Origin of the sequence: Paenibacillus sp. JJ-100, from assembly GCF_948329825.1 — a bacterium.
GTDB lineage: Bacteria > Bacillota > Bacilli > Paenibacillales > Paenibacillaceae > Paenibacillus.
In genome coordinates, this window is the sequence record NZ_CAOJCM010000004.1 from 467,902 (window position 1) to 492,191 (window position 24,290).

The 24,290-nt window shown below is 42.8% G+C and carries 31 protein-coding genes; 30 read left to right on the plus strand and 1 reads right to left on the minus strand.

The window, feature by feature from the left end:
* The first annotated feature begins 85 nt into the window (after positions 1–85).
* The 27 genes from PQG66_RS18065 to PQG66_RS18195 all read left to right on the plus strand — a co-directional run bounded on the left by PQG66_RS18065 (position 86) and on the right by PQG66_RS18195 (position 22,007).
* Positions 86–325, plus strand: coding sequence for a hypothetical protein (locus tag PQG66_RS18065; RefSeq protein ID WP_272039127.1), 240 nt, complete (start codon positions 86–88; stop codon positions 323–325).
* 301 nt (positions 326–626) lie between these two features.
* Positions 627–1,424, plus strand: a complete 798-nt coding sequence (locus PQG66_RS18070) for an aminoglycoside phosphotransferase family protein (RefSeq protein WP_272039128.1) — start codon at positions 627–629, stop codon at positions 1,422–1,424.
* A gap of 128 nt (positions 1,425–1,552) precedes the next feature.
* Positions 1,553–2,137, plus strand: coding sequence for an SRPBCC family protein (locus PQG66_RS18075; RefSeq protein WP_334220790.1), 585 nt, complete (start codon positions 1,553–1,555; stop codon positions 2,135–2,137).
* A gap of 146 nt (positions 2,138–2,283) precedes the next feature.
* Complete coding sequence (locus PQG66_RS18080) at positions 2,284–3,084, plus strand: inositol monophosphatase family protein (protein ID WP_272039129.1); 801 nt, start codon at positions 2,284–2,286, stop codon at positions 3,082–3,084.
* Positions 3,085–3,296: 212 nt separating this feature from the next.
* Complete coding sequence (locus tag PQG66_RS18085) at positions 3,297–3,953, plus strand: lysozyme inhibitor LprI family protein (RefSeq protein ID WP_272039130.1); 657 nt, start codon at positions 3,297–3,299, stop codon at positions 3,951–3,953.
* Between the two features lie 110 nt (positions 3,954–4,063).
* Positions 4,064–4,666 (plus strand): dienelactone hydrolase family protein, encoded by a 603-nt coding sequence (locus PQG66_RS18090; protein WP_272039131.1) that lies wholly within the window; start codon positions 4,064–4,066, stop codon positions 4,664–4,666.
* 93 nt (positions 4,667–4,759) lie between these two features.
* Positions 4,760–5,128: a hypothetical protein gene (locus PQG66_RS18095; RefSeq protein WP_272039132.1), complete on the plus strand. Its 369-nt coding sequence runs from the start codon at positions 4,760–4,762 to the stop codon at positions 5,126–5,128.
* Between the two features lie 98 nt (positions 5,129–5,226).
* Positions 5,227–5,592 (plus strand): hypothetical protein, encoded by a 366-nt coding sequence (locus PQG66_RS18100; RefSeq protein WP_272039133.1) that lies wholly within the window; start codon positions 5,227–5,229, stop codon positions 5,590–5,592.
* A gap of 19 nt (positions 5,593–5,611) precedes the next feature.
* Positions 5,612–6,052 carry a hypothetical protein gene (locus PQG66_RS18105; RefSeq protein WP_272039134.1) on the plus strand — a complete coding sequence of 147 codons (441 nt, stop codon included), beginning with the start codon at positions 5,612–5,614 and terminating at the stop codon, positions 6,050–6,052.
* A 538-nt stretch (positions 6,053–6,590) separates the two neighbouring features.
* A complete protein-coding gene (locus PQG66_RS18110; RefSeq protein WP_272039135.1) occupies positions 6,591–7,250 on the plus strand; it encodes a hypothetical protein in 660 nt (219 codons plus the stop codon).
* A gap of 138 nt (positions 7,251–7,388) precedes the next feature.
* Positions 7,389–7,943 (plus strand): hypothetical protein, encoded by a 555-nt coding sequence (locus PQG66_RS18115; RefSeq protein WP_272039136.1) that lies wholly within the window; start codon positions 7,389–7,391, stop codon positions 7,941–7,943.
* Positions 7,944–7,973: 30 nt separating this feature from the next.
* Positions 7,974–8,447, plus strand: a complete 474-nt coding sequence (locus PQG66_RS18120; RefSeq protein ID WP_272039137.1) for a hypothetical protein — start codon at positions 7,974–7,976, stop codon at positions 8,445–8,447.
* Positions 8,448–8,766: 319 nt separating this feature from the next.
* Entirely contained in the window at positions 8,767–9,474 is a 708-nt protein-coding gene (locus tag PQG66_RS18125) for a hypothetical protein (protein ID WP_272039138.1), read from the plus strand.
* Between the two features lie 9 nt (positions 9,475–9,483).
* Complete coding sequence (locus PQG66_RS18130) at positions 9,484–10,107, plus strand: NUDIX hydrolase (protein ID WP_272039139.1); 624 nt, start codon at positions 9,484–9,486, stop codon at positions 10,105–10,107.
* 63 nt (positions 10,108–10,170) lie between these two features.
* Positions 10,171–10,896: a hypothetical protein gene (locus tag PQG66_RS18135; protein ID WP_272039140.1), complete on the plus strand. Its 726-nt coding sequence runs from the start codon at positions 10,171–10,173 to the stop codon at positions 10,894–10,896.
* A gap of 45 nt (positions 10,897–10,941) precedes the next feature.
* A complete protein-coding gene (locus PQG66_RS18140; protein ID WP_272039141.1) occupies positions 10,942–11,826 on the plus strand; it encodes an alpha/beta fold hydrolase in 885 nt (294 codons plus the stop codon).
* Positions 11,827–12,232: 406 nt separating this feature from the next.
* Complete coding sequence (locus PQG66_RS18145; protein WP_272039142.1) at positions 12,233–13,060, plus strand: transporter substrate-binding domain-containing protein; 828 nt, start codon at positions 12,233–12,235, stop codon at positions 13,058–13,060.
* 27 nt (positions 13,061–13,087) lie between these two features.
* The gene (locus tag PQG66_RS18150) at positions 13,088–13,783 is read left to right on the plus strand and encodes an amino acid ABC transporter permease (RefSeq protein ID WP_272039143.1); all 696 of its coding nucleotides are present in this window, start codon (positions 13,088–13,090) and stop codon (positions 13,781–13,783) included.
* A complete protein-coding gene (locus PQG66_RS18155) occupies positions 13,780–14,490 on the plus strand; it encodes an amino acid ABC transporter permease (protein WP_272039144.1) in 711 nt (236 codons plus the stop codon). The genes PQG66_RS18150 and PQG66_RS18155 overlap by 4 nt, the downstream gene beginning before the upstream one ends.
* Positions 14,487–15,239: an amino acid ABC transporter ATP-binding protein gene (locus PQG66_RS18160; protein ID WP_272039145.1), complete on the plus strand. Its 753-nt coding sequence runs from the start codon at positions 14,487–14,489 to the stop codon at positions 15,237–15,239. The genes PQG66_RS18155 and PQG66_RS18160 overlap by 4 nt, the downstream gene beginning before the upstream one ends.
* A 48-nt stretch (positions 15,240–15,287) precedes the next feature.
* Positions 15,288–16,298 carry an LLM class flavin-dependent oxidoreductase gene (locus tag PQG66_RS18165; RefSeq protein WP_272039146.1) on the plus strand — a complete coding sequence of 337 codons (1,011 nt, stop codon included), beginning with the start codon at positions 15,288–15,290 and terminating at the stop codon, positions 16,296–16,298.
* Between the two features lie 59 nt (positions 16,299–16,357).
* Positions 16,358–16,852, plus strand: coding sequence for a DinB family protein (locus PQG66_RS18170; protein ID WP_272039147.1), 495 nt, complete (start codon positions 16,358–16,360; stop codon positions 16,850–16,852).
* Entirely contained in the window at positions 16,852–17,436 is a 585-nt protein-coding gene (locus PQG66_RS18175; RefSeq protein ID WP_272039148.1) for a GNAT family N-acetyltransferase, read from the plus strand. The genes PQG66_RS18170 and PQG66_RS18175 overlap by 1 nt, the downstream gene beginning before the upstream one ends.
* 555 nt (positions 17,437–17,991) lie before the next feature.
* Complete coding sequence (locus tag PQG66_RS18180) at positions 17,992–18,270, plus strand: hypothetical protein (RefSeq protein ID WP_272039149.1); 279 nt, start codon at positions 17,992–17,994, stop codon at positions 18,268–18,270.
* Positions 18,271–18,421: 151 nt separating this feature from the next.
* Complete coding sequence (locus PQG66_RS18185) at positions 18,422–19,462, plus strand: ABC transporter substrate-binding protein (RefSeq protein ID WP_272039151.1); 1,041 nt, start codon at positions 18,422–18,424, stop codon at positions 19,460–19,462.
* A gap of 1 nt (position 19,463) precedes the next feature.
* The gene (locus PQG66_RS18190) at positions 19,464–20,240 is read left to right on the plus strand and encodes an IucA/IucC family C-terminal-domain containing protein (protein ID WP_272039152.1); all 777 of its coding nucleotides are present in this window, start codon (positions 19,464–19,466) and stop codon (positions 20,238–20,240) included.
* A 45-nt stretch (positions 20,241–20,285) separates the two neighbouring features.
* Entirely contained in the window at positions 20,286–22,007 is a 1,722-nt protein-coding gene (locus PQG66_RS18195) for a helix-turn-helix domain-containing protein (protein ID WP_272039154.1), read from the plus strand.
* Between the two features lie 255 nt (positions 22,008–22,262).
* Here the strand turns inward: PQG66_RS18195 and PQG66_RS18200 are convergent, their stop codons facing one another.
* Positions 22,263–22,583 (minus strand): hypothetical protein, encoded by a 321-nt coding sequence (locus PQG66_RS18200; RefSeq protein ID WP_272039155.1) that lies wholly within the window; start codon positions 22,581–22,583, stop codon positions 22,263–22,265.
* A gap of 133 nt (positions 22,584–22,716) precedes the next feature.
* On the opposite strand from PQG66_RS18200, the gene PQG66_RS18205 reads away from it, so the two are divergent.
* From PQG66_RS18205 to PQG66_RS18215, 3 genes are all read left to right on the plus strand, one after another.
* Positions 22,717–22,887 carry a hypothetical protein gene (locus PQG66_RS18205; RefSeq protein ID WP_272039156.1) on the plus strand — a complete coding sequence of 57 codons (171 nt, stop codon included), beginning with the start codon at positions 22,717–22,719 and terminating at the stop codon, positions 22,885–22,887.
* Positions 22,888–23,451: 564 nt separating this feature from the next.
* Entirely contained in the window at positions 23,452–23,682 is a 231-nt protein-coding gene (locus PQG66_RS18210; RefSeq protein ID WP_272039157.1) for a hypothetical protein, read from the plus strand.
* Between the two features lie 189 nt (positions 23,683–23,871).
* A partial coding sequence (locus PQG66_RS18215) for a hypothetical protein (protein WP_272039158.1) occupies positions 23,872–24,290 on the plus strand: 419 nt, incomplete at its 3' end.

Below are 24,290 nucleotides of genomic sequence, written 5' to 3' on the forward strand. Positions count from 1 at the left end.
ATAAAGTTATGAACTGGATGGTGTGGGATCTTCTTGATTTTGGAGTTCTGAAGTCTATATTCTATTTAAAATTGAGGTGTAGGTTATGGAGAAAAAGTTTGAAAATGTGGTGGACGGTATTTTAGATAACTTTTTTGTACATTTTACAACAGAGATATTTTTACTTAACATTATTGGGGGAATCGGTTTAATTCTGTTGGGATTTGTGTTGCTAAAGAGTAGAGCTTCGGAAGGCAAGAAAGTGTTTGGATGGATTGCACTAACCGTCGGATGTCTAGGGATGCTAAGCGGTGTTGCACAGTTTCTAGGCTACTTCATGTCATAGATATATAAGAAGTGTTTATGTGAATCAGTCGCACACAGTCTGCGGTAGCAGTTTGAAATGTATGGAGTGGGTACTGCGAACGTCAGCAGAAGAAGTATGTAAGAACAGGACGGGCGCTCGAAAAAGCGGTCGTTTTTTCGTATTGCTCTATATAGCCTGGTTGCCGTAGTGCACTAGGCTCTTTTTTGTTTCCTCATTTTTACATATAGTATATATTGGGGATAACAGCGAGGGTAATTGGCAGGACTTGATATGAATGGTAGAAGGTTGATTGAAGTAAGCTTGTAGAAGGGATTAAATCATGAGACATGGTGAATTAATTGGAATGGGTAATACGGCAAATGTTTATCTTTGGGGAAATACAGAAGTTATTAAGATTTTTCATGATCATGAAAGTTCATTCTTTGAAGCAAACAAGGAAGCCAAGAATGCAGAGATCATTAATCATTTAAATCTAAGAGCCCCTAGTTATTCGGGTTCATTGGAGTATGAGGGAAAACTCTGCCTCATATATGAAAGAATTGACGGACAGACTATGCTACTGCAAATTACTCCAACGGTATCTAGTATTACTCATTACGCGAAACAAATGGCTCAACTTCAATATGAAATGCATCAAGTGAAAATCGGAATTCAGCCGAATTTAAAAAATGAATTATTGTACAGAATATCTTCTCATGAACTAATTAACGAAAATGAGAAACGAAGGTTAAAAGGCATTTTAGACCAACTGCCTGAGAATAATACCATTTGCCATTATGATTTCCACCCAGGAAACATAATTCTATCCTCTAAAGGACCGATCATTATTGACTGGTTGAATGCATTGGTTGGTCATGAGGCAGCAGATGTTGCAAGAAGTTCGATGATGCTTCAGTCTCATGCATTACCACCTAATGCTCCTGAAATATTGATACGAAGAGAGTATCGAGAGTTATTTCACCAAGAGTATCTAAGAGAATATTTAATATTATCTGGCAAGAAAGATGAAGAGATTAAAGAATGGATGGCTCCAACGTTAGCATATCGAATTGGTGAAATGAAAGGTTTAGATCAAATTGAAATGCTGACAATCTTGCAAATATGGTTAACGAAATAGCGTGGGGCGGCTCCTGTCTCAATTTGAAGAAGTGGGGCCGATCAATTAGATAACATCGTATCTAAGTTGCGAGCTGAGTTCGTGGTTCCCTAGATGAAACAACCTAGCAAGTGGACTCAGCTTACACAATGCGTTGCAAATCCCTCGGACCCCGTCGCTCTGCTCTTAAGCCTCCCGGGGTTATAAATATAGGTACGTTAGGTGAAATCAGTGCAGAGTCGGTTATACAAATTGGTTACTTAAACGAGGTGTTCTATTTGGTTATAGTAGATACAGAGATTCTCATTAACGCACCAATCGATCGTTGTTTTGACATGGCCAGGAATATTGAATTGCATACTCAAACCGTATGGAAACATACGAAAGAAAGAGCAATCGATGGAACTACAAAGGGTATGATTGGAAAAGGTGAATTTGTTACTTTTCAAGCAACTCATTTTCTAATCAGGCAGAAATTAACGTCGAAGATAACTGAATATAACAGACCGTACTATTTTGTAGATGAAATGCAAAAAGGCGTATTTAAGAGCTTAAGGCATGAACATATTTTTGAAGAACAAGATGGAAAGACATTAATGAGAGACAAGCTGACTTTTGAAGCTCCTCTTGGCATTCTAGGGCTTATTACAGAAAAGATTATATTAAAGAAATATATGAAGAGATTTTTAGAACATCGAAACAATCAATTGAAGTTAATGGCTGAAAAAATGTGAAGAACTGATTTGTAGATAATTCAACACGGCACTCACATCGACTAACACAATATTCGTGCTGCGGGCCATTCGGTCCTTCGGACGTCGCGAAACAACAAGGTTGGATGAAATCAGTTTAAACTTAAAAAATTTATAAGGGGTGCCAAATGGACTACAATATCATTCACAAAGCAAAAGAAATATCAATAAAAACTATTCGTCAGGCAGGTGAGATTTCTAAAGGGAAATTTGATGATTTTGTTGATCTAAGATCAAAAGATGAATTTGGTGATGTGGTCACCGAGGTTGATTATTTAACTGAACAAATCCTAATAAATCAAATTCGAACGACATTTCCTACTCATCAGATACACAGCGAAGAAGCAGGGATAATAGGGACGGAAAACGATTGGCTGTGGCTCATTGATCCGCTGGATGGAACTAATAATTTTGCAATCGGATTGGCTGTTTTTACGATTTCATTAACGCTGATGTATAGAAGAGAACCCGTACTTGGAGTGGTTTACGAGCCCTTGACCGATAGATTGTTTGTATCAGTAATAGGGGAAGGAACGTATTGCAATGAACGGCAGGTTCAGATAAAAAGTAATTCTAATATTTTCAAAGGAAACATTGGTTGGATTCAAGGTCACAACGTACAGAACGATAGAAAGGCAGTTAAATTAAGACAATATATTGATATTAACTTCAAGAGAATGATGAGATTATGGGCTCCAACACTTCAATGGTGCATGCTTGCCAAAGGGGACATAGATGGAATTATTCTTTATAACTCCGAAGGAGACGACTTGTATTCAGGTATTTTAATGGTTAAAGAAGCCGGAGGCATCGTAATAGATTTCGATGGCAACCCGTTCACAGGAATGAAAGAAGAGCCTTACATTATTGCCTGCCATCCAGATCACAAGCAAGATTTGCTAAGAATTGTGAAAGAGGGACTTAGTTAACTCGAGGAGTCAAATGACTCCCATCTAACACCAGATTCAAGCGGCGGGCGTACGTCTGGCAATTCGGCGTGACGACCGCTTCGCAGATCGTGGAGGCAGCTTAAACCCTTGCCGTTCGTAGCTCACAAAGACCAGAAGATGCCAGCGGAGGAAGGCAGAAGGAAGGTTAACTGTAGAAATAGAAGATAACAACGTATTTCGAAAGGAGATACATGATGAAAGGTAAGGTACTCTTATTATTTTTTATAGTGATCATGCTCTCAGCTTGTCAAAGCAGTAGTCCACCGACTACGTTGAATGACGAAACTCAACTCATAAAAAAATCTGAAACGCTTCCTAATGTAGCGAATACAGGTAATGGAACAGAGTTAGGAGGAGTAACAGAAGGTCAACCAGAGCGTTCTAGCCCTGAAATGTTATTCAGGAGTATGGGGAACTTTGAATCGAGTGGGGAATTTTATGATGAAATGCTTCGAAATCCGATAGATCATGATTATGAAATGGAATTCAATGAATTGCTAAATTCGAAAGAGATTATTACTACGATGGATTGGGGGGCGTTTGAAGGTAAATATGAAAAGATTTGGGATGAAGAGTTGAATCACATATATGAAAAGCTTCTTTCTAAGCTCGATAGAGAGTCAAGAGAAGCACTAATCGAATCGCAGAAAGAATGGTTAAAGTACAACCTAAAGGAAACGAAATTTGTAGAGAAAACATTCATAGATACAGGTTACCTTGGATCAAAAGGATCGGTAAGTTTAGCTAGAGATATCATGGAGAGAATTAGGGAAAGAACCATGCAGCTAATGGAATATCGATATTTGTTAGATGGTGAAGTTGAGTTTTTATATCAAAGTAACAATTAAAGCTAGAATCTTGATCAATGTGCAAAATAAAAGAAATAAGCAATGAAGTTCCCTATCCTATGGTAAGCTTTTCAAGCCAAGAGAATTATATTAGAAAGACGTGATAATGAATGAAGACAGAATATTCTTCTAAATCTCTAGTTATTATCCTGCACGAGATATACGGGATTAATGATCATATTCAGTTTTATCATGATGTGTGGATTAATGAAGGGTTTGACGTGCTTATCCCCAATTTATTACATAGAGAATCATTTACTTATGCTGAAGAGGAAAAAGCATATCAATATTTTATGAATGAGATTGAATTCAATACATCTTTGCAAGAAGTTAAGGAAATAGTGAAAAACAATAGAGATATGTATGAGCAGATCTATATTATTGGATTTAGTATCGGTGCAACAATCGCATGGTTGAGTAGTGAATGTGAGGTTGATGGAATCATCGCATACTACGGGTCAAGGATTAGAAACGTTGTAGAGATCGAGCCGAACTGTCCAACGTTATTGTTTTTTTCCAATGAGAAGTCATTTGATGTACAAGATCTAGCCATGCAGCTGAGAACGAAAGAGAAGTCCGTGGTAGAAATAATAGATGCCGAACACGGATTCATGAATCCATTCTACAAAACCTATAATGCTAGTGAATGTCATAAATGTATGGAGACTAGTATTGATTTCCTCAAGCAGCTCGAAGAGCGCCGCGGCATCTAATAGATCCCGTATCACTATTGCGGGCAATGTCCCTAAGTTTCTACTAAGGGGATATGTTGAGAAGTGAAATCTGCGAAAAAATGTAGCAAGAAGGTGAGAAAGTTGGAACTCATTCCACTGAAGATTCCGGCAGGTTATGCCATAACCTATAATAAATTCTACGATGTAGAACCTATTCGTAATAAAGATGAGGATGACTTCATCGAGAACTGGGGATATTTCACAGAAGATTTACTGCAAATCGTTAAAATGAAAATTCAAAAGGGGAACTGGTATGTTCCTGAACGAGAAGACAAGTTGCTCTTTGATCTAGGATGGTACCCCGATTCAGATATCAATGGGCAGTATGTTTTACAACTTGTAGATGAGAACTGGTATGAAATTAAAAGCATCTCTTCAAGAGATCGTCTTATCATCAAAGAAACCCTAGAAGCATGGATGGAAGAGCACCAACGTTTGTAGCAACAGATTGCACCACATTGCACCACATCCATGTGGATATCTCCCCAAGTATGATGGATATTGCCAGAGAAAAAGTGATATTAATTATATAAAAATATATGAAAGATAGGAACAACAGCATGAAGTTTAACTATAAACATTTCTCCTGTGATGCCGAGGTGTATACCAAAGATCAGGACCTCATCGTCCGATTTTTCGATAGTGCCAAAGAACAAAAAGAAGATGAGATCATCAATCTCGTGTTTGTTGATCCTGGGTACGGCTATCTATGCGTGAAATATAAAGGAGATGCTGCACTTATCAGTGGATTCCTAGATGAAAACATCTTTGTATCAGACGATCTGGTTGATGCAGCCATTGAGTTCATCGAGGAGTTAAGTCCACAAGTCAAGCACTGCTATGCTCCATATCATATCTCACGATTTAAGCAGACCAGATTTAACGAGTACAACGGAGAGTATTAAATTACATTGAGTGTGTCAGATGAATGTAGATAAATTCAATTCTAAGAAGGCGGCGAGTGGGGTGGGAGAAGTAGTTACATTAAGCTGTAAATCATGCTCTTACAGCCAAAAGGTTATGTTAGGTTTCGGTTTTAGATATATGTATTTGAGCAGCATTTTGGAATGGTACGAGCAGGAGGAAGGGCGACAACATATTAGAGAATTTATAGGTAGAGAAGATGCAACTTTTGATTGTTACAACGGGATTTACGTCTGTGAACAATGTAAATATGTATTAAATCGCGTATTTCTAGAGTTGAAATCCGAGAATCATTGGTATACCAATTCATATGAATGCCCGAGATGTAACTCACCCATGCCGACCAAACCGCCTTTAGATTGTGTGGAGAGTGGGGAACTGGACTGTCCAGAATGCGGAGAGACTAAATTAAACATGAACTTAGATATGGACTGGGATTAACGTTCTAAGGCTGATCACAGAGGATGTATCCCATAATCTTTGATCAGCTCGGAAACATTGAAAAGGCCGAAGTAGATGAATTTTTTGTTAAGGAGTGGGGGAATTAAATCTCCTGACTTGCTTGAAATATGTATTCCAGATGTTTGAGAAGATCAAGGAGCAATGATATTTGTGGATTGCCCTCAAGAAGTTTGAGCCCCGCGAGGAATTTTCGTGGGGCTTTCTTCATGCGGTGCTACGAACACGAGGGTTGCACCCATCCCTTACGCGGTTTGCCTCTGTACAACCGCGCCCCGCTTCACCTTTTACAATATACTCTAGTGCAAGTTCGGTTTGATGTGCTGAATTGACAAGATTGAGAGAAAATGGCATGGTTTTAAAGTGAGGATAATCAGGTGAAGGATGCTTGGAATGTGGCTTCCGAAAGAACCGTTGTGAGAAACAGTGGGGAAAGCAGATTCCAGGTTACATCGAGGAAGATGGAAATATGATTAGACGATATTGGATCAAAAATAGCTGATCTGAGGAGTGATCACGGATGGATATTAAAAATAAAAGTGGAGACTTTCTTGGTAAAATTCAGATGGAATCGCTGGAAAGTGATCATGTCGTGGATCAAATCATACGTAATCTAAGACCTGGTGATGGAAAGGCAATCTATCTTGCAAATGCTGCTGAAACAAACCAGTTCACACAGCAGACGAATTATGCTGCCGTTGAATGGGAGCACGGACTGGATCAATTGAAGGAAATGTTAACGGAGTGGCAGCCGAAGTTCCCGATCTTTGCTGAGGTTGAGCGCATCAAGGTCTATTATGGATTTGACAATCTGACACCGGATGAGATTGAAGCGATGGCTGAAGAAAGTAGAATTACTGGACAACAGGTTATCATCCGCGACTTGAAGCCCAACAATAAACTGGTCGGTATCCGAATCAGCTATCAAGGCGATGGTGGGTACACACTCCAGATATTTGGCACAACCAAAAGCCGTATTCTACTGTCTGACCTTGAATTGTCTGAAGTGAAACCTATGTGCGTTCGGGATGCGGAAGCATTCTATTTTTCGAATCATGGGACAGATCGATTGATCTGGATTGAAGTCGGAAGCGGCGGGAAGGCGCTGCAGTATGAACTGAACGGCCAGAAACAATCGGCAGCAGCTTTAATTCAAGTGGCAGAAAGGATGAGCACATAGTCTTAGCAACAGCAAAAGGAAGGGAACAGAAATGAATAATAAAAGATGGGCAGTAGTTTCTACGGTTATTCTGATTGCATAATGCAAGTATGAAGTCAATTATTCGATGTTTCACAACATGTTTCATGAGGAGAAGCTATGGGGACAGACATTTGGTTTTATGTGGAGAAAAGACACTACCGCAGAGAGTATCAATGGGTAGATGGCAACTTAATCGAGATTTCAAAGAGTGAAAAAGAACTGAAGGATACGGCCCGTTGGGTCAGTGAGGACCACTGGAAGGTCAATCCCAACTACCATCTGTATCCGGAAGAGCATACTGCTCAACTTATACAGAGTAATCCATATGAATTTTACAGTGGAACAAGAAACTACGATCTGTTTGGTATTTTGTCCAATACCAGAAATGACCGCAATCTTAGATATATAGCTGCTCCGAGAGGTCTTCCCGCCGACCTTTCTCCAGAATTGCTTCAAGTGGCATTAGAGAATAAGGATGACTTCTATGATCACAGTTGGCTCTTATTAGAAGAGCTCATACAATTTGATTGGGACGAGCGGTTTTATTGTGATGCATTTATGGAGTACAGAGATGTCAAACAGATCTGTTCTGATTTTATATATGAAACGATCCCGAAGCTATCCGTGTTAGGGAAGCCTCAAGATGTACGGGTGATTTTCTGGTTCGGTTAGTAAAAGAGATATACGGAGGGCATTTTAGATATGTTAACCAAGCAGGTAAAGCTGGAAGAGCTTAGCGATTTGCAATATGAAGTTCACATAGGAAAGTCCAAATCGGTTAATTACTGCAACATCATGATATTAAAATTCTCGGGTGAATACGGTTTTGGTTCAGGTGGCAATTCAGATGCCATTTATATGAGTGCCATTGGAGAAGCCGTGGTGGAAGCTTGGGAACCATCGGGTTTGATTTTGGACTTTAGTGAGCTCGCCTATGAATGGGGAGACCTGATTGAACGTGTCTTTGATGTGGGCAGGGCCAAGTATGGAAATATTCCTTTTCCATCGGCACTTATTGTTGGAGAACGTTCGGAAGAAGCGATAAGGACATTAATTTTAGGTGTATACAGTGAACAGACCATTGACGACATTGACTGGGTGCACCGAGATCTGGAGAGTGCGTGGACGTTCATTGAACACAAATTAGCCGAGTATGATCGGGATAAACGGTTGTAAGATACGCCTCGATGACCGCGATAATTTTAACAAAATAGCCCCTGAGTAGGGGCTTATTTCATACAATGAATTTTATTAAATGTGGAGAAGATCATAACTCTTGTTCCAGATGGTACTTTTTCATAACGGTGTCGTGGAACGTAGTATATTCGGTTAATTGTTGGGAAGTCGAGGACAGAGGAGAGCTATTCGGGCTCATGCCGTTCAAGCTGAATTTGCCCAAGTTGCCATTGATTAACCCAGAGAGTGGTAGTTGTGTACCTAGAGGGAGGTAGGATCATGGATCAACAAGAATATGGCCGCTATTGATTAGCGATGGGTGGAGACGAGTTTATGCCAGAAACTTATTACGGATACAGAAAATAATCGAGTTATTCAAGGAACTTTAACCTATAAGGTGGTGGAAGCGATTATAATTTCTTTTTCTGGGATTGATGGTTCAAGAAAAACAACGTATGCTCAAAAAATAGCAACAGCTCTTTATGATAGAGGATATAAATCTGAATATTGTAAGCCGGATTATGTTGTTAATGGGATAATAAAAAAATATTGTGAAAATCAATTTGGTGATCCGTTCTCATATATTCCAAACATCAATGGTAATGTGTATATTTATGGTATTTTAATTGATTGGTTGGATACATTTAATAAAAAACTTCAAAATCATTCTGATAAGATACTTGTGTTGGATAGATATGTGTATGATATCCTTGCACAAGGTCTGCATTATAATGCCGATATTGAACCTATGATAAAGTTGATTCCCCATTTTTCTCAACCTACCATAAGTTATTTTATTGATATCGAGCCCATAGAAGCTTATCAAAGGTTAAAAGAAAGACTTTCACCCCCAATTCATCATCTAGAAAGTTTAGATAATTTACAAATTTTAAACAAATGTTATTCAGAGGTTTTCTCAAGAATCAATTGGAATAGAACTCATATTTCAGCTGGCATGTCTATTGAGGAAATCTTGACTCTACTCATATCCGAATTTAATGATTTGTTGTCAAATTACGAAAGGTAGGAGAAGACTATGAGTTCACCTATTGAATGGCTTGAGTGGGTTAAGAGAATTCAAGCTATCGCACAAACAGGTTTGACTTATTCAAAAGACGTATATGATCTTGAGCGATATGAACAATTAAGAGCCCTTAGTATCGAAATTCTTGAGAATTATACTGACGTAGGAATGGATAAGATTAAACTACACTTTGGAAGTGAAACGGGGTATGCTACCCCCAAGGTAGATATACGTGGTGTTGTTTTTCAAGAAGGTAAAATACTCTTAGTAAGAGAAAAGGCTGATAACGCATGGGCACTACCAGGTGGTTGGGCTGATATTGGCTATTCTCCTTCCGAAGTAGTAGTTAAAGAAATAGAGGAAGAATCAGGACTCATTACTACCTCTAAACGAATACTGGCGGTACTTGATAAAAAATTTCATCATCATCCACCAGAACAATATCATGTATATAAAATTTTTATTCAGTGTGATATTGTTTCGGGAGATCCAAAAGGGGGGCTTGAAACTCTTGAGGTCGGTTTCTTTGATAGAAGAGAGATCCCTGCATTGTCACTTGAGAGAAATACACCTACCCAGATCCAAACGATGTTTCAATTTCTAGATGACCCGCAGAAAGCAGTAATTATTGATTAAGATGGATAATACGGAAGAATGGAGAGAGTGGTAGTTTGTGTACACCAAGAGGGAGGTAGGATCATGGATCAACAAGAATATGGCCGTTATTGTTTAGCGATGGGTGGAGAAGAGTTTATGCCAGAAGAGGGCGAACAGGTTGAAGCAGACCATCTGTACGGATTTTTTCAGTGGTTTATGCCTACGGGGGAGGGCGTTGAGCGTGTGTTTGAACCCATTCCAGAGGGCCAACGCTTCTTGAACAGAATTCGTCCGATCTATGCGATGTTGAATCCGGAGGACTTTACCGGCGAATCTGTACCCGGTTACTTCAATGGAGGACGTGAGCAGGCTTCCAATGCCGAACTGCATCGTTTGGGAGAAGAGCTCATTCGAGGATTAAAGAGACTGTTCTCTATCGTGGCGGAGGATGATGAAGTAGCCGACATGGCTAAGGAAGCGCTTCAAGAATTGGAAAGTATGAAGGAAGTCATTGTGCTGCCCCCAGGTGAAATCGGCAAGTTAGAGCAAAGAGCGGTTCAAGGCACAAATGAAGACGCTAGCGATATGGTGTACGAAGCTCTTGGCGAACTTCTTAGCTCACGTACGGACTATGATGAAGCTATCGAGATATTGAACGAAGCCTATTATTCTATCGCTTGCGATTATTGGGTTGCCTATTACTTGCAGTGGCCCCGCTATCAAGGTTTGCAAGAAGCAGAAAACTGCCTGTATCCATACTTTGAGCTGTATCGTTACGGCTATAATCTGCACTGGACTCAAACGACATTATACATTGGCAGACGGTAAAACGCTGTGTTTGATCTTTATGTCTAGAAGAAGGGGATCAAAAATATGATGGAGCGATATAAAACTTCTCAAGGAAGACAGCTTATATACGAGTCATATGATAAACTGCTGCAAGCGTATGGGGTGCACGTTGAAGAGAAGCGTATCGAGACAACTTATGGTCAGACACATGTGCTTACGGCTGGAGATTCGCAAAATCCTTCGTTAATCCTTTTTCATGGGACAGCAGATAACGCCGCAATGATGTGGGTCTACAATATGAAAGAGTTATCCAGGAAGTTCTTCGTCATCGCCGTGGACTCGATCGGAGGATCTGGGAAAAGCGAACCGAACGCCGAATATTATAAACGTTTTGATCAGGTGAAATGGATCGACGATATTATGGATGCCTTCCAGCTTCAAGATTCATATATTTGCGGAGTATCTTACGGCGCGTATCTATCCTATTTTTACACCTTACGAAGACCCGACCGCATCAGAAAAGCAATGTGTCTAGCAGGACGAATTCCTTCAAGTTCGTTTGAAGTGATCTCCAAAATGATGAAAGCCTTTATGCCTGAGGCATTGTTCCCATCCGAGAAAAATTGCAAGAAGCTGCTAAGAAAATTAAGCGGTCCTAACTATGAGGTTTTTGCCAAGAATGAAGAATTAATGAGGCACTGGTATTACCTGCTGAAGTATTTCAACAACAAATCCATGATGAAGCACAAAATTCACATTGTGGATGATTCCGAACTTGCCATATTGAGAGAGAAAACCCGGTTTCTGATCGGGGAATACGACATGCTTTCTAACTACCCAAGAGCAATACATAAGCTGAAGCGCAACGGACTTGATTTTGAGATCATCCGAGATGCCGGTCATGCCATTAACCACGAACAAGCAGATGTTGTGAATAAGAAAATAATTGATTTTTGGAGTGAATCATAGATATCTTGATTGACCCGATTCGTTCATTGTACTATGTGTGTTATGTAGAAGATAACTTAAGCAGAAGAGCGGCTAGCTGGATTTTATCATAATGCTGATTATGATGCCTGAACCTAACGAGATTTCGTTAGGTTTTTTGCTTATTCCCATAGAAACCGTTAGATAACGGTAATGATCAGGTTTAGTATAAAAGCCGTCTGTGTTATTGCAAGTGAACATTTTCGGTGCTGTTAAGTTGAGGTGTAATCGCACCCATTGAATATTTTATTTATGTATAGAATTGTTCTATAAGTAAACCCGTTGACGATATTCCTGTGGGAATGCTATTTTTAGATCAATTAATTCCTAGTTAACATGTATGAATTAGTGGTTTAAAAAAATGGCTCATATAACGGGGGAGAAAAACATGAAAAAATGGTCTGTTCTAACACTTACAACTGCAATCGTATTGGCGCTCACAGGATGCAGTACCGGGGGAGACACGAAGACAGCATCGGGAGCTAGTGGAGCGAAAGAACCAACCAAGATTATTGTGGGAACAGGTACGCAATTTCCGAATGTCGCTTTTATTGACGAAAATAACAAGCTGACGGGATATGATGTAGAACTCGTCAGAGAAATTGATAAACGACTGAATGATTACGAGTTTGATCTGCAGACGATGGAGTTCACGAACTTGCTACTCAGCCTCGAAACAAACAAGATTGATATGGTTGCGCATCAAATGGAGAAAAATCCGGAGCGCGAAGAGAAATATGTATTCAATAAAGAAGCGTACTCCCATTGGAAGAACAAAATCGCTGTTCTCAAAGATGACAATACGATTCATTCCATTGATGATCTGAAAGGCAAAAAAGTGTTAACGACAGCCACCAGTGCCCAGGCCATTTTATTGGAAAACTACAACAAGCAGAATAACAACGCACTTGATATTGTGTATTCAAGCGGTGTAGCTAACGATTCAATCACACAGCTCAAGGCTGGACGGGTTGCAGCGTTTGTAGCAGCGGACTTTACGCTTCCACTCATTGATCCGAGCGGCGAGCTGAAACTGGTGGGTCCACCACTCAGTGAATCGGATACCCTGTTTATGTTCCGCAAGGATGATCCTGAAGAGCAGAAGCTCGCGGACCGCATCGATGAAGCACTGAAGGAAATCAAGGCAGACGGCACATTGAAGAAACTGAGTGAACAGTGGCTTGGCTTTGACGCTACGCAATCGGAAACGAAATAACACGTAGGGGAAAGGCAGGTCACAGCGATGGGTGCACCATTTGAATTCAGTTATGTCATGGACTACTTTGTAAAGCTCCTACCCACCATCAGTACTACGCTTCTAATTGTAGTTAGTGCAATGGTGCTTGGTCTAATCATCAGTTCCATCGCGGCACTCCCGCAGATGTACAATATTCCGGTGCTGAAACAACTATCTAAGCTGTATGTGTCCTTTTTTCGCGGTACACCGATCTTGATTCAGCTGTTTTTGTTCTATTACGGTGTGCCGGAAATTTTGGGTTTGTTCAGTATTAATGCCAACCGCGCACCTGCAATCTACTTTGTCATCATGACTTACTCGCTCCATAGCGGAGCGTTTATGGTGGAGATGATTCGGGCTTCAGTTGCTTCCGTGGATCGGGGTCAGGTAGAAGCTGCTTATGCCATGGGCATGTCTGGCCCACAAGCTTTCTTCCGAATTGTACTTCCACAGGCCTATGTGACGGCATTGCCTATATTCGCCAACATGGTGATTGGTAGCCTGAAGGATACATCCCTTGCGTTCAGTGTTGGTGTCATGGAGATGACGGGCAAATCCTCTACACTGGCAACGATCTCTCGTCATTTTATTGAAGCGTATATCTCGCTGGCGCTCATTTATTTTGTTTTGAGTTTTGTGCTGGAGAGGGTGTTCAGTGTGCTTGAGCGGAAAGTGCAGAAGAGGGGGGTTGCTCCGATATGAGCTTTGATCTTTCCTTTGTATGGACCGCTTTCGTGCAGCTTCTCGGTGTCATCCCAATCACACTGGCCATCACGGTGGTCTCTGTGGTCCTCGGTTTTATCATTGGCACAGCGGTTGCACTTCTCCGCCAGTTTCGGGTTCCTGTACTAAGCCAGCTGGCGACTGCCTATGTTACGTTTATTCGCGGCACACCCATGATCACACATCTGCTTCTGATCTATTTTGGTCTGCCGATGATCATTGACAGCGTGTCTTCATCACTCGGACTTGGGTTCAACTCGTCGTCTATTCCATTAATCGGCTTTGCTTACTTGGCATTCTCGATTACGGCGGGTGCTTATGCGTCAGAGATTGTCAGATCCGGCTTGCTCTCGGTGGATCGCGGGCAGATTGAGGCTGCGTATTCTCTAGGCATGACAGCGACGAAGGCGCTGTGCAGAATTGTGTTGCCGCAGGCTTTTGCAGCCAGTCTACCCAATATTTCAAACATGCTCATTGGCATGTTGCATGGCTCTACACTGGCATTTGCGGTATCGGTGGTGGAGATTAACGCCAAGGCGCAAATTGTCGCATCGACCAACTGGAAATTTTTCGAGGCTTATGTGGCGGCAGCCCTCATCTTCTGGGGTCTGACTATCATGATTGAAAGATTGACCGCAGTGGCAGAGAAGCGGTTCAGGTCGTACAACCGGGGAGGCGTGACATGATTGAACTCAAGCAAATACACAAAAGCTTCGGAGACAACAAGGTGCTGTCAGGAATTGATCTGAACGTGGCGCGCGGAGAGGTTATTGCGATTCTGGGGCCGAGTGGATCAGGCAAAACGACACTTCTGCGCTGCATTAACTATTTGGAAAAACCGGATTCCGGGCATATCACACTCGGTGATTTTACCTTGGATTACGGGAAGCACACCAAAAAAGACATCCATGCCTTACGCCAAAAATCAGCGATGGTATTCCAGCAATATAATCTGTTCCGCCACAAAACAGCGTTGCAAAATGTGATGGAAGGGCTTGTCGCAGTGCGTAAAGTGGCTAAAGAGGAAGCACGGACGCGGAGTGTCGCTTTGCTTGAGAAAGTAGGTCTAGGAAACAAGCTCGATTCATACCCCAGCCAGCTTTCAGGTGGACAGCAACAGCGCGTCGGTATTGCACGGGCGCTGGCGATGAATCCAGAGGTTATTCTGTTTGATGAGCCGACCTCGGCGCTGGACCCGGAACTTGTAGGCGAGGTGCTGGCGGTTATTCGCCAAATTGCGGAGGAAGGCATAACGATGATCATCGTTACTCACGAAATGGGTTTTGCACAGGAAGTGGCGAACCATGTTGTATTTATGGATGGTGGGGTCATTGTGGAAGAAGGAGAACCAAAGCAGTTGTTTCGCTATCCGAAGGAAGAACGGACGAAGCAGTTTCTCAAACGCATTACACCAGATACTGCATATTCCATATAAGAAAACGGGATCAGAAACATGATAATGGATATCCAAGGGGGAAGAGATATGTCATTTACATTAGGGATTTTGGATCAAAGCATTGTATTTCCGGGCCAGTCGGCTGCGGAGGCATTGAAAAATACCGTAGAAGTGGCGAAACTTGCAGAATCACTTGGATATGATCGGTTTTGGGTAGCAGAGCATCATGACTCGGAGGGGGTTGCCGGCTCATCGCCAGAAGTGCTCGTTTCGTATTTGCTCGCACAGACTCAAAAGATACGGATCGGCTCCGGTGGTGTCATGCTCCAGCATTATAGCCCATATAAGGTGGCGGAAAACTTCAATGTGCTTGCCACACTGGCTCCGGGGCGGGTTGAACTAGGGATCGGGCGTGCTCCAGGCGGCTTGCCTCGTTCCACGAAGGCGTTACAAAAGGGAATTGCAGAGCCGGAGATGCTGGATGATAAACTGGTAGAACTGAAAAACTTCCTGAACGCTCCGGCAAGTGAAACCCATGCGCAGCCAGGACTGACAGCCCATCCGTTACCAGGGCAGCCTGCACGTATTTATATGCTGGGCACGAGTGTTTCCAGTGCGGAACTGGCAGCCAAGCAGGGACTTCCTTATGCGTTCGCGCTATTTATCAACAGTGATCCCGAAATGGCACGCGCTGCGCTGGATACGTACCGCACGCAATTTAATACGGAACATGGAGGAGAGCCTGAAGCCATTCTGGCCTTGTCGGTCATTGCTGCAGATACGGAAGAAGAGGCTAATGCACTGGCGGGACAGCACAAAACGGTGCGTGCAACGCTGGCGAGTGGCAAAACCGTGAATGTGCAGACGTTGGAGCAGGCAGCAGAATTCGCAAGGCAAGCGGGAGAAACGTATACGGCGGTTAAGCGCGAAGCGGACATTACACGTGGCACCAAGGAAACGGTGCGGAAGCGGCTACTTGAGCTGTCGGAAGAATATAGCGTAAACAGCTTTGTGTTTACAACCATTATTCCCGATTTTAAACAACGAACTCGGTCGTTCCAATTGCTTAAAGAAGCATTTACAGGGGAACTAGTATAAGCACAGAAATTCCTGAAAATAATATTTTAGTTAAACTTATAGATCGGAGAGCGGTAATCATGGGGAACACAACAGTGAAGACAGAATCAATGATATCGGCATATGTACACGCTTATGAAGAGATTGAACAGGAAATTGCGGGTCTGACCGAGCAGCAGTTGAAGTGGAAGTCTTCTCCATCCTCCTGGAGTGTTACTGAAGTACTGGCACATCTAGTGGATCATAGCATCGTCGTGTCCTTTCGCATCCGGGAAATATTAGCGGGATCACAGGCAACGCTGCCTGGTTTTAATCAGGAAGCGTGGATCACCGGACAAAAAGCAAATGAGGAACAGATCTCTCAGCTGATTACGATTGCTGGTGGTCTAGTTCAGTACAACTCAGGATTACTGGAGCGGCTGAGTGATGAAGAATGGAAGAAAACAGGTGTTAACTTCAAAGGAGAGACGGTATCTCTAGCTGCGATCATTCCGGGTTTTGTCGCTCATGTGCAGAATCATCTCAACCAGATTCGCAGAATCAAGCAAGCAGCAGCTGAAAAGGAGGTGCAGTAATGGGGAACACAAAGGAGCAATCAACGGATAGCCAAAATCCGAATTCGGGTACGGGCAGCCGAGAACTGATCATCAGGGAAGCGGCTGCCAATGAAGGTCATTTGCTGGAGGCAGTCCTTTATGAAGCATACAGTCAATATGAACAGGAGCTTCCTCAGGATGCATGGATTGCCTATAAAGCAAGCATTGCAGAAGCGATCGAGAAATCGTCAACGATTGCCAAGCTTGTCGCAGAACTGGATGGAGAAATCGTGGGCAGCGTATTTGTGTATGCCTCATCCGAGACCGCATACGGCAATGCATCGCTAGGAATCCATTCCCCGATTATTCGTCTGCTGGGCGTAACTGCTAAGGCTCGCGGCAGAGGTGTGGCGACAGAGCTTATTCGGGCCAGTGTCAAATTGGCGAGTGAACGAGGTGCTGACACGTTGTACCTTCACACCTCGGACATGATGGGGGCGGCGATTCGTCTTTATGAACGTCTGGGGTTTGAACGAGCGTTGGATAAGGAGTTTATGACAGGGGAAAATAGGCTGGTCAAAAGCTATCGCTTGCAGCTGGCCGACACCCTATTGCTTCAATAACGGATGCCAGCGTTAATCTTGAATTCTACACACAGCAAGCGCCCAGACCGCGGAACGGGGGAAATTCGATCTGGTGTTTATTGCCGATGGGCTGGGACTGTCCGTGCCTGTGAATCACTATGTGAAGCAGGCTTGATGGGGTCTTGCCTAACTCGTAAAATGATGAATCACTGAAACAGAGAATGCGTGTAACTGTGATGCGGGCTGATCCCGAACCAAATAGAAACAGCCAAAGCGTGTTAGTATCGCCTCGGCTGTTTTTTTGATGTTATTTTATCTGACCGAACCTTACGTCCTGTTGTTACAATTTCATATCCTAATGCCTTTGTCCGCTCCATCCCTTTCCTTCCAGTTGCCCCTGTAGCTCTAGAACATAATTTACATTATAATGAGATTTTATTTGGTGTTATATAGGTTCAACTAAAGATTTTACACAAGTCCTCTCCGTTAACGTGTAAAAAATAGTTCAACTTATTTAGATGTGATTGCTATTATTTATAATCAGTAATACGTGGCATTTAACGTTTGAATATAGAGGAGACTACAGGAGGAGCTATGAATACAGAAGAGCAAATTCAACAAATGTTACAGAAAATCATTGAAAATACACAAGCCATCATTAACGATCAAGGAAAGCAATCCTTCGGCTCTCTGGAATATTTCCTGGGACATATTTTAGAGTATCGGGATGAAAAGAAATACCTAACAGACGAATGGCACATTCGTACACCGCGCTGGCTGGGGGAGTATGGCAATACACACGAGGAAGAAGAGCTTCTGTCGGATATCTACCGCTTGCAAGCATATATTACAGAAAAGTTAAAGGGTGGATAGTGGATAGGTAAATCATGAATTATCATGTCGCATTAGTCCGGCTGAAATGTCGCAAAAGTACATGGTAACACGATAAGTAGATCGTTTATACTCTCTTTATGTTTCGATAATGAAAATCATTATCATTAGTATACATAAGGGGGATTCACAAATGAAACAAGGAACAAAAGGGCAAACGGCCAGAAACAAGGGCTACGCTGCTCACCAATCAAAATTACTTATGGGCATAATGCTGGCCCTTATTCTAGTCCTGACGGCTTGCGGCGCCGGAACAGGAACAGATAGCGGTAAACCATCTGCGGCAACACCTTCGGATACACCTGCGACTGCAGATGCGAACACGGATGGAGCTTTTCCTGTAACGATCAAGGGCATGAAGGGTGACATCACTCTAAACGAAAAACCGAAGAGAATTGCAATTCTCGATGTTAAGTTTTTGGATCAGATGTTAGCGGTTGGCGAGACGCCAGCAGGCAGTGTTATCGCTGGAGGTAACACCGATTTTCCAGAATACTTAGGCGATCAGGCGAGTGGAGTTGAGGTTCTGGGCACACGGGACGAACCTAATCTGGAAGCAATTGTTGCACTCGATCCAGATCTGATTATCATGACCGACTTTCAGGAAAAACAGTATGAGGGTGTAAGCAAAATTGCACCTACTCTGGTACTCGATTTTTACGAAGACTGGCGGGATACGTTAGCTACAGTTGCTAAGATTACAGACAAGCAGGACGAAGCAGAGAAAGTGCGTACGGCGTATGAAGAGAAAATCGCTGGGCTGAAGACAAAATTGTCAGAGAAGCTGGGCGATGAAACGGTCGCGGTCATTCGTCCACGAAAAGAAGGCATTCGTGTTCACGGTATTGAGCACCGCATCGGCGGTATTATGTATAATGATTTGGGGCTAAAGATGCCTGCTCTGGTGCAGGAGATTAATGAAGATGGTTCTGTTGAAATCTCGATGGAGAAGGTGCCTGAGATTGGAGCAGATCGTTATTTCGTCCTGTCGGATGAGCTGTTTGCTGCAGAAGCAGAGGCGATGGTGAATAATCCCGTGTGGAAGTCCCTGGATGCTGTGAAAAATAATCACACGTATGACGTGAATTCTACACTTTGGATCGCATACTACGGACCACTAGCGATTAATCTAATTGTAGATCAGGCGTCGGAAGCCTTGCTGGGATCGAACTAATATGAACTCATATCTCTCGACAGACTTATGGAAAGAGACGGTAGAGGATCATTCGATTTGGCTGGGTGAGCCGCCTGAACATAGTGTCCGAATCATTGCTCTGCGTGAGTTGCATAACGAAGAGGCGTGCCGAGAGTATATCAGCTGGTTTCAAAACTATATTGACGCACCAGACATGAAGGTTGCTGCTTCCATGTTAGCCAAGCGACTTGGCTATCTGTGGACGGCACCTCTGGTGACGGCGATGACGTATCATCATCAGCATGTAACCTTTCAGCTGGAAGACAGCTATCTTTATCATCCAAAGCTCGCAGATCATGAGGACGGTACACGGTTTCCTTTTCTAGCGGTGAATAGGCTTCGGGCTGAAGCATGGACGGGAGACAGGGAAGTATGGTGTGAAAAGGTGGTTCATGAGATGTTTGCGGTACAGCTTACACCTCTGTTACAGACCCTTGCTACGGTTGCGCCTCTTTCGATGAGCATTCTTTGGGAGAATATCATGGTACGTATAGGCCGATTATACATGCCTGATGAAGACGAGACAGAGCAGGAAAGTGAGCACATTCAGTCGGACTTTGCCTATCTGACGCAGGCGGCATCCGGTCAGGTGTTCGGTGTGAGAAAGAATCCGTTAACCCGCTTCACCGATTGTAAGGACAATGTGTATGTTGCCAAAAGCGAGCGGATCACCTGCTGTTTCTATTACCAGATGTCAGGGGAATATTGCCTCAAATGTCCGAAAATTGACAATGAGAAAGAATCTCAATTAAAATGACAACAGCAATGAATTTACCTATGCGACTGTCAGGAGATGAGAGGAATGCCGCTGCAGGAACAGACAAGTGGTTGGAGTGATATAGCGATTAAGATGCTTGATGGACATAGCGGTACTTTGCAGACAGGCAGCATTTTACACGAAACGAATGTAACCTCAAATGTGCTGCTACTGGCCTACGGAGGGAAAGGGGAGCTTGCAATGGATGGCGAGGTTTGCCACATTGGAGCTTCTTTTGCCTGTCATGTGGTGAAGGGATCATCCTACACGCTGACGGCCAGATCAGAGGACATTCATTATATTGTGATTATGTACAGGGCTTCTTCCATGGAGGGAGCCTCTCTTGTTGTGCCTTCGTATCAAAGACACCCGCTGCGCAGGTCATTTGTGCAAAACTCGGCAGCCCACGCCGAGTGGATTGAAAATGCTGAAAAAATCGTTGCCAAATGGCGCCGCGGTGAGGGGCTGGAACGATTCTATGCGAATGCGCTGCTCCAGGGCATGATCTACGAGCTCATTATGGAATATGAACGTGGTCAGGGGGAAGTGGAGTCCGATATGGTGGACGTGGTCGCTTCTTATATTACGTCGCACTACCGCCAAAACGTGGAGCTAAAAGAGCTTGCTGCGCTTGCGGGATGTAGTGTGAGACAATTGCAGCGTCGTTTCAAACAAGAAAAACAGCTCGGTCCGATGGAGTATGTCATTCAGCTGCGCATGGAAAGTGCCTCACGCATGCTGCGTCATACAGATGCTTCCATCGGGGAGATTGCGGACAAGCTGGGCTACCGGGATATGTATTATTTCAGCAGGGCTTTTAAAAAATATGTTGGCGTCCCACCTCAGCATTACCGACAAGCCGCCGCTTCAAGGACAGATGCAGATTATGAGAAGCGGTTGCTGCAAAACCGTACAGCTTCATCCTATGAATCAGCCCAAGGCCCGGTCATCTGTCATATGCAAGGGGAGTACACCGTAACTGAAACACCGCAACGTATCGCTGTCCTCGATGTGCAATATGCCGATCATTTGCTTGCACTGGGCCTGGCTCCAGTGGGAAGTGTCGGACTGGGAAGTGCGGTATTAACGTTTCCTAAAACCCTCCGAACAGGACTTCAGCATACCCAATTACTCGGCACGTATGAATACCCCGATCTGCCTGCGATAGAGCGACTTGCGCCGGATCTGATTATCTGCACCGAGGTGCATGCTCAGTATCATGAAAGGTTGAGTCAGATCGCTCCGGTGCTGATGTTCAAGCGCAATGAAAACTGGCAGACCATTCTAAGTCTGTTCGGTGAACTGACAGAAAAGCGAGCAGAAGCCAAGCAGATTATTGCGGACTATCTTCGCCGAACGGCTCTGCTGTCCGAAGAACTGGCTACTTTATTGCAAGGTAAAAGTGTGGCGCTGATCCGTCCGCTGGACTCTCTCGTACGTGTCCATTCCGCCGCTCATCGCACAGGCGCTGTGCTCTACCGTGATCTTGGCCTTCCTGTTCCGCTGTTTGTCGCGGACACATCCGACACAGCCTATCATATCTCGGTTGAGAGATTACCAGCAGTGCAGGCGAGTTACTACTTTTTGCTGAGTAATGAACTTATGCAGGATGGGATATCGGCGACAGAGGAACGGGTTTTGGAGATGCTTGATGGGGATGAGCGGCAACATGTGCATTCGGTGGATGCGGCGACATGGATTGGTTGTTATGGGCCGATGGGGATCAATGGGATTGTGGATGAGATTGAGCGGGTGTTGTTGGGGTGAGGTGAGTTATGCTGTGACTCCCCTATAAGTGTACCCATAATGAATTGGATTAGTGGATAACTTCTTCAAGCAGAGATGTATATCATAACTTGAGGGCAAAATCATTCTATTATGCAGGTCGTATTTGCTTCTTCATTTTATGGTTGTGGGGAACGTTGACAGAAGTAATTGACGAAAAATTCAACCTATATAATTCTTGTACAATTCAACTGTGTTTGCATAGATGGATCGTTTGAAAAAAATACTTCAACTCTCTTATTTGGAATTTGATTTCTTGGATACTCCTTCAGGGAGCGATAGTGTCTCAATACTTAGAGGATCGTAGTTTACGAAAACAAATACCTTCTTTTTCTTATCGCCTTCAATGTAGCCGTGTAGGCCTAACGACTTGCTTAGATCGGGAGGAGAGAATCTGTAATCCGTAAAACGAACGCTCACACCGTATTTTTCGAGGATATAATTTGCAGCGAACTCCTCGGCAGAGGATACAATCACCTTCTCCTCTTCGGAGGCACATGCTCCAAGCAAGAGAGATGAGATGATTAAGATTACAAACAGGAAGACAGGTCTTTTCAAAAGGGACACCTCTACTTTTTCTATAAAAAGGAATTAATGTGCTATAAGGATTGAATCATAACTAGTTTACATAATCGTTTTGAAATGTTCAATTAACGAGGTATTTATAGTTCGGGGATAAGGAGGCCAGAGAATGGAAACAAAAATGCTGTTTGACGTAGGTTTGGTCTTCGATACACCTGAATACGGAACCATCGTAATGGGAGCGAACGAAGAGTTGGATAATCTTCTTCCCTCGACCATTCAAGAGATGATCGGTGATCAGATTATGATTAAATCAATGGATGGGGAAGAGCGTGTGTAAGATGTAGTTTCTTCTCAGGTTAATCATTCAATTGGGGGTAAAAAGAATGCTGGGATATGTTTGGGGAAAGCAGTAACCCCAGATGAAATAGTGGTTGGTTCGATTGTCTACTGTTATTCATTAGAATGAATTGAAATAAGCCCGAGTAAAGATGCTATTGAATAGAGTTTTATTATTGAATCTGCTATCCTAGATCATAATTCTAAACATGCTACATGATCCATAAAGCATCGGAAGGTATCTGCCTCCCTATGGGGTGAAGAAGAGCCTTCTTTTTTGTTTGGACAGAAAAATATTCGACATATTCATAGTCCAAAGGATCGCATGGACATTGGAGAATGAGTATCTAATATATCTTCCTTTTCCACCAAATTTTTCTTCGAAAATATCATCGTATAGGTTATCATATATGTAGCTCAGATATCATGTAGGATTTGTGGTATTTACGAAGTGCGTAGATTTAGATGTTAGGCGAAATCCTCAAACCATTAAGAATAAGTGATGAAGCATTAACAGACCTTCTTAATTTTTAACGGCAAACCTATTTTCAGGAGGAGATTATTGATGAGAAAAAGATTTTCTACTGAAAAAACAGAGTGGTCAAAAACAAGAGAGTATAAGTATCAACAAGACTGTGAAGATATTGTATTTAAATTTAATGATGAACTTCTAATACAAGAGGATAAGATTCATTTGAATAGAAATGACGGACAAACGGTTACGATAAAGCCTTTAAATCATAAAACATTTTGGTATGAGACATGGCTGAAGATTAAAGACATTTACGATATATGAAGAAACCTGAAGTCTAAACTTAATTGGAGACCTTTGTGAGCAAGGGCAGGAAGTTGAGGACTACGCCTAACATAATATTCATGCTGCGGACATACGTCCTTGGTCCGGCATACGCCGGACACTCGACATGCGTCGAGTCGTGAATACAGAAACGTTAGGCGAAACTGAGCTTAAGGAAGAAGGAATATAATGCAGTTAATACATAGAAGAGGCTGGGGAATATTCGAGGATGAAGAAGAGGTTTATTTTCACCTAATGGGTGAAAAAGGTGAGGATCTCGGTTATGCTAAGTGGTCCAATTCACAGGTGAATACTATTTCTAAACAAGAATACTTTTATCATAAGTACGGTCCATACTATGTTGAAATTATGAATTACTTTCAGGACAATATAACTGAATCATGCAGGTCATTAGATGGCTCCGTCTATGTATCACACTATCAACAATCAGATATTCATAAGTTTGATAGTAACGGAAATCTAGAATGTATCCATCAGGAGATGTTTGATACAGTCTATGGTTTTGCTGTTTCTGGGGATCTGATTTGGGTTGCTTACCCAACAAGCAATACAATAAAGTGTTATAACCTTAAAACATACAAAGAATT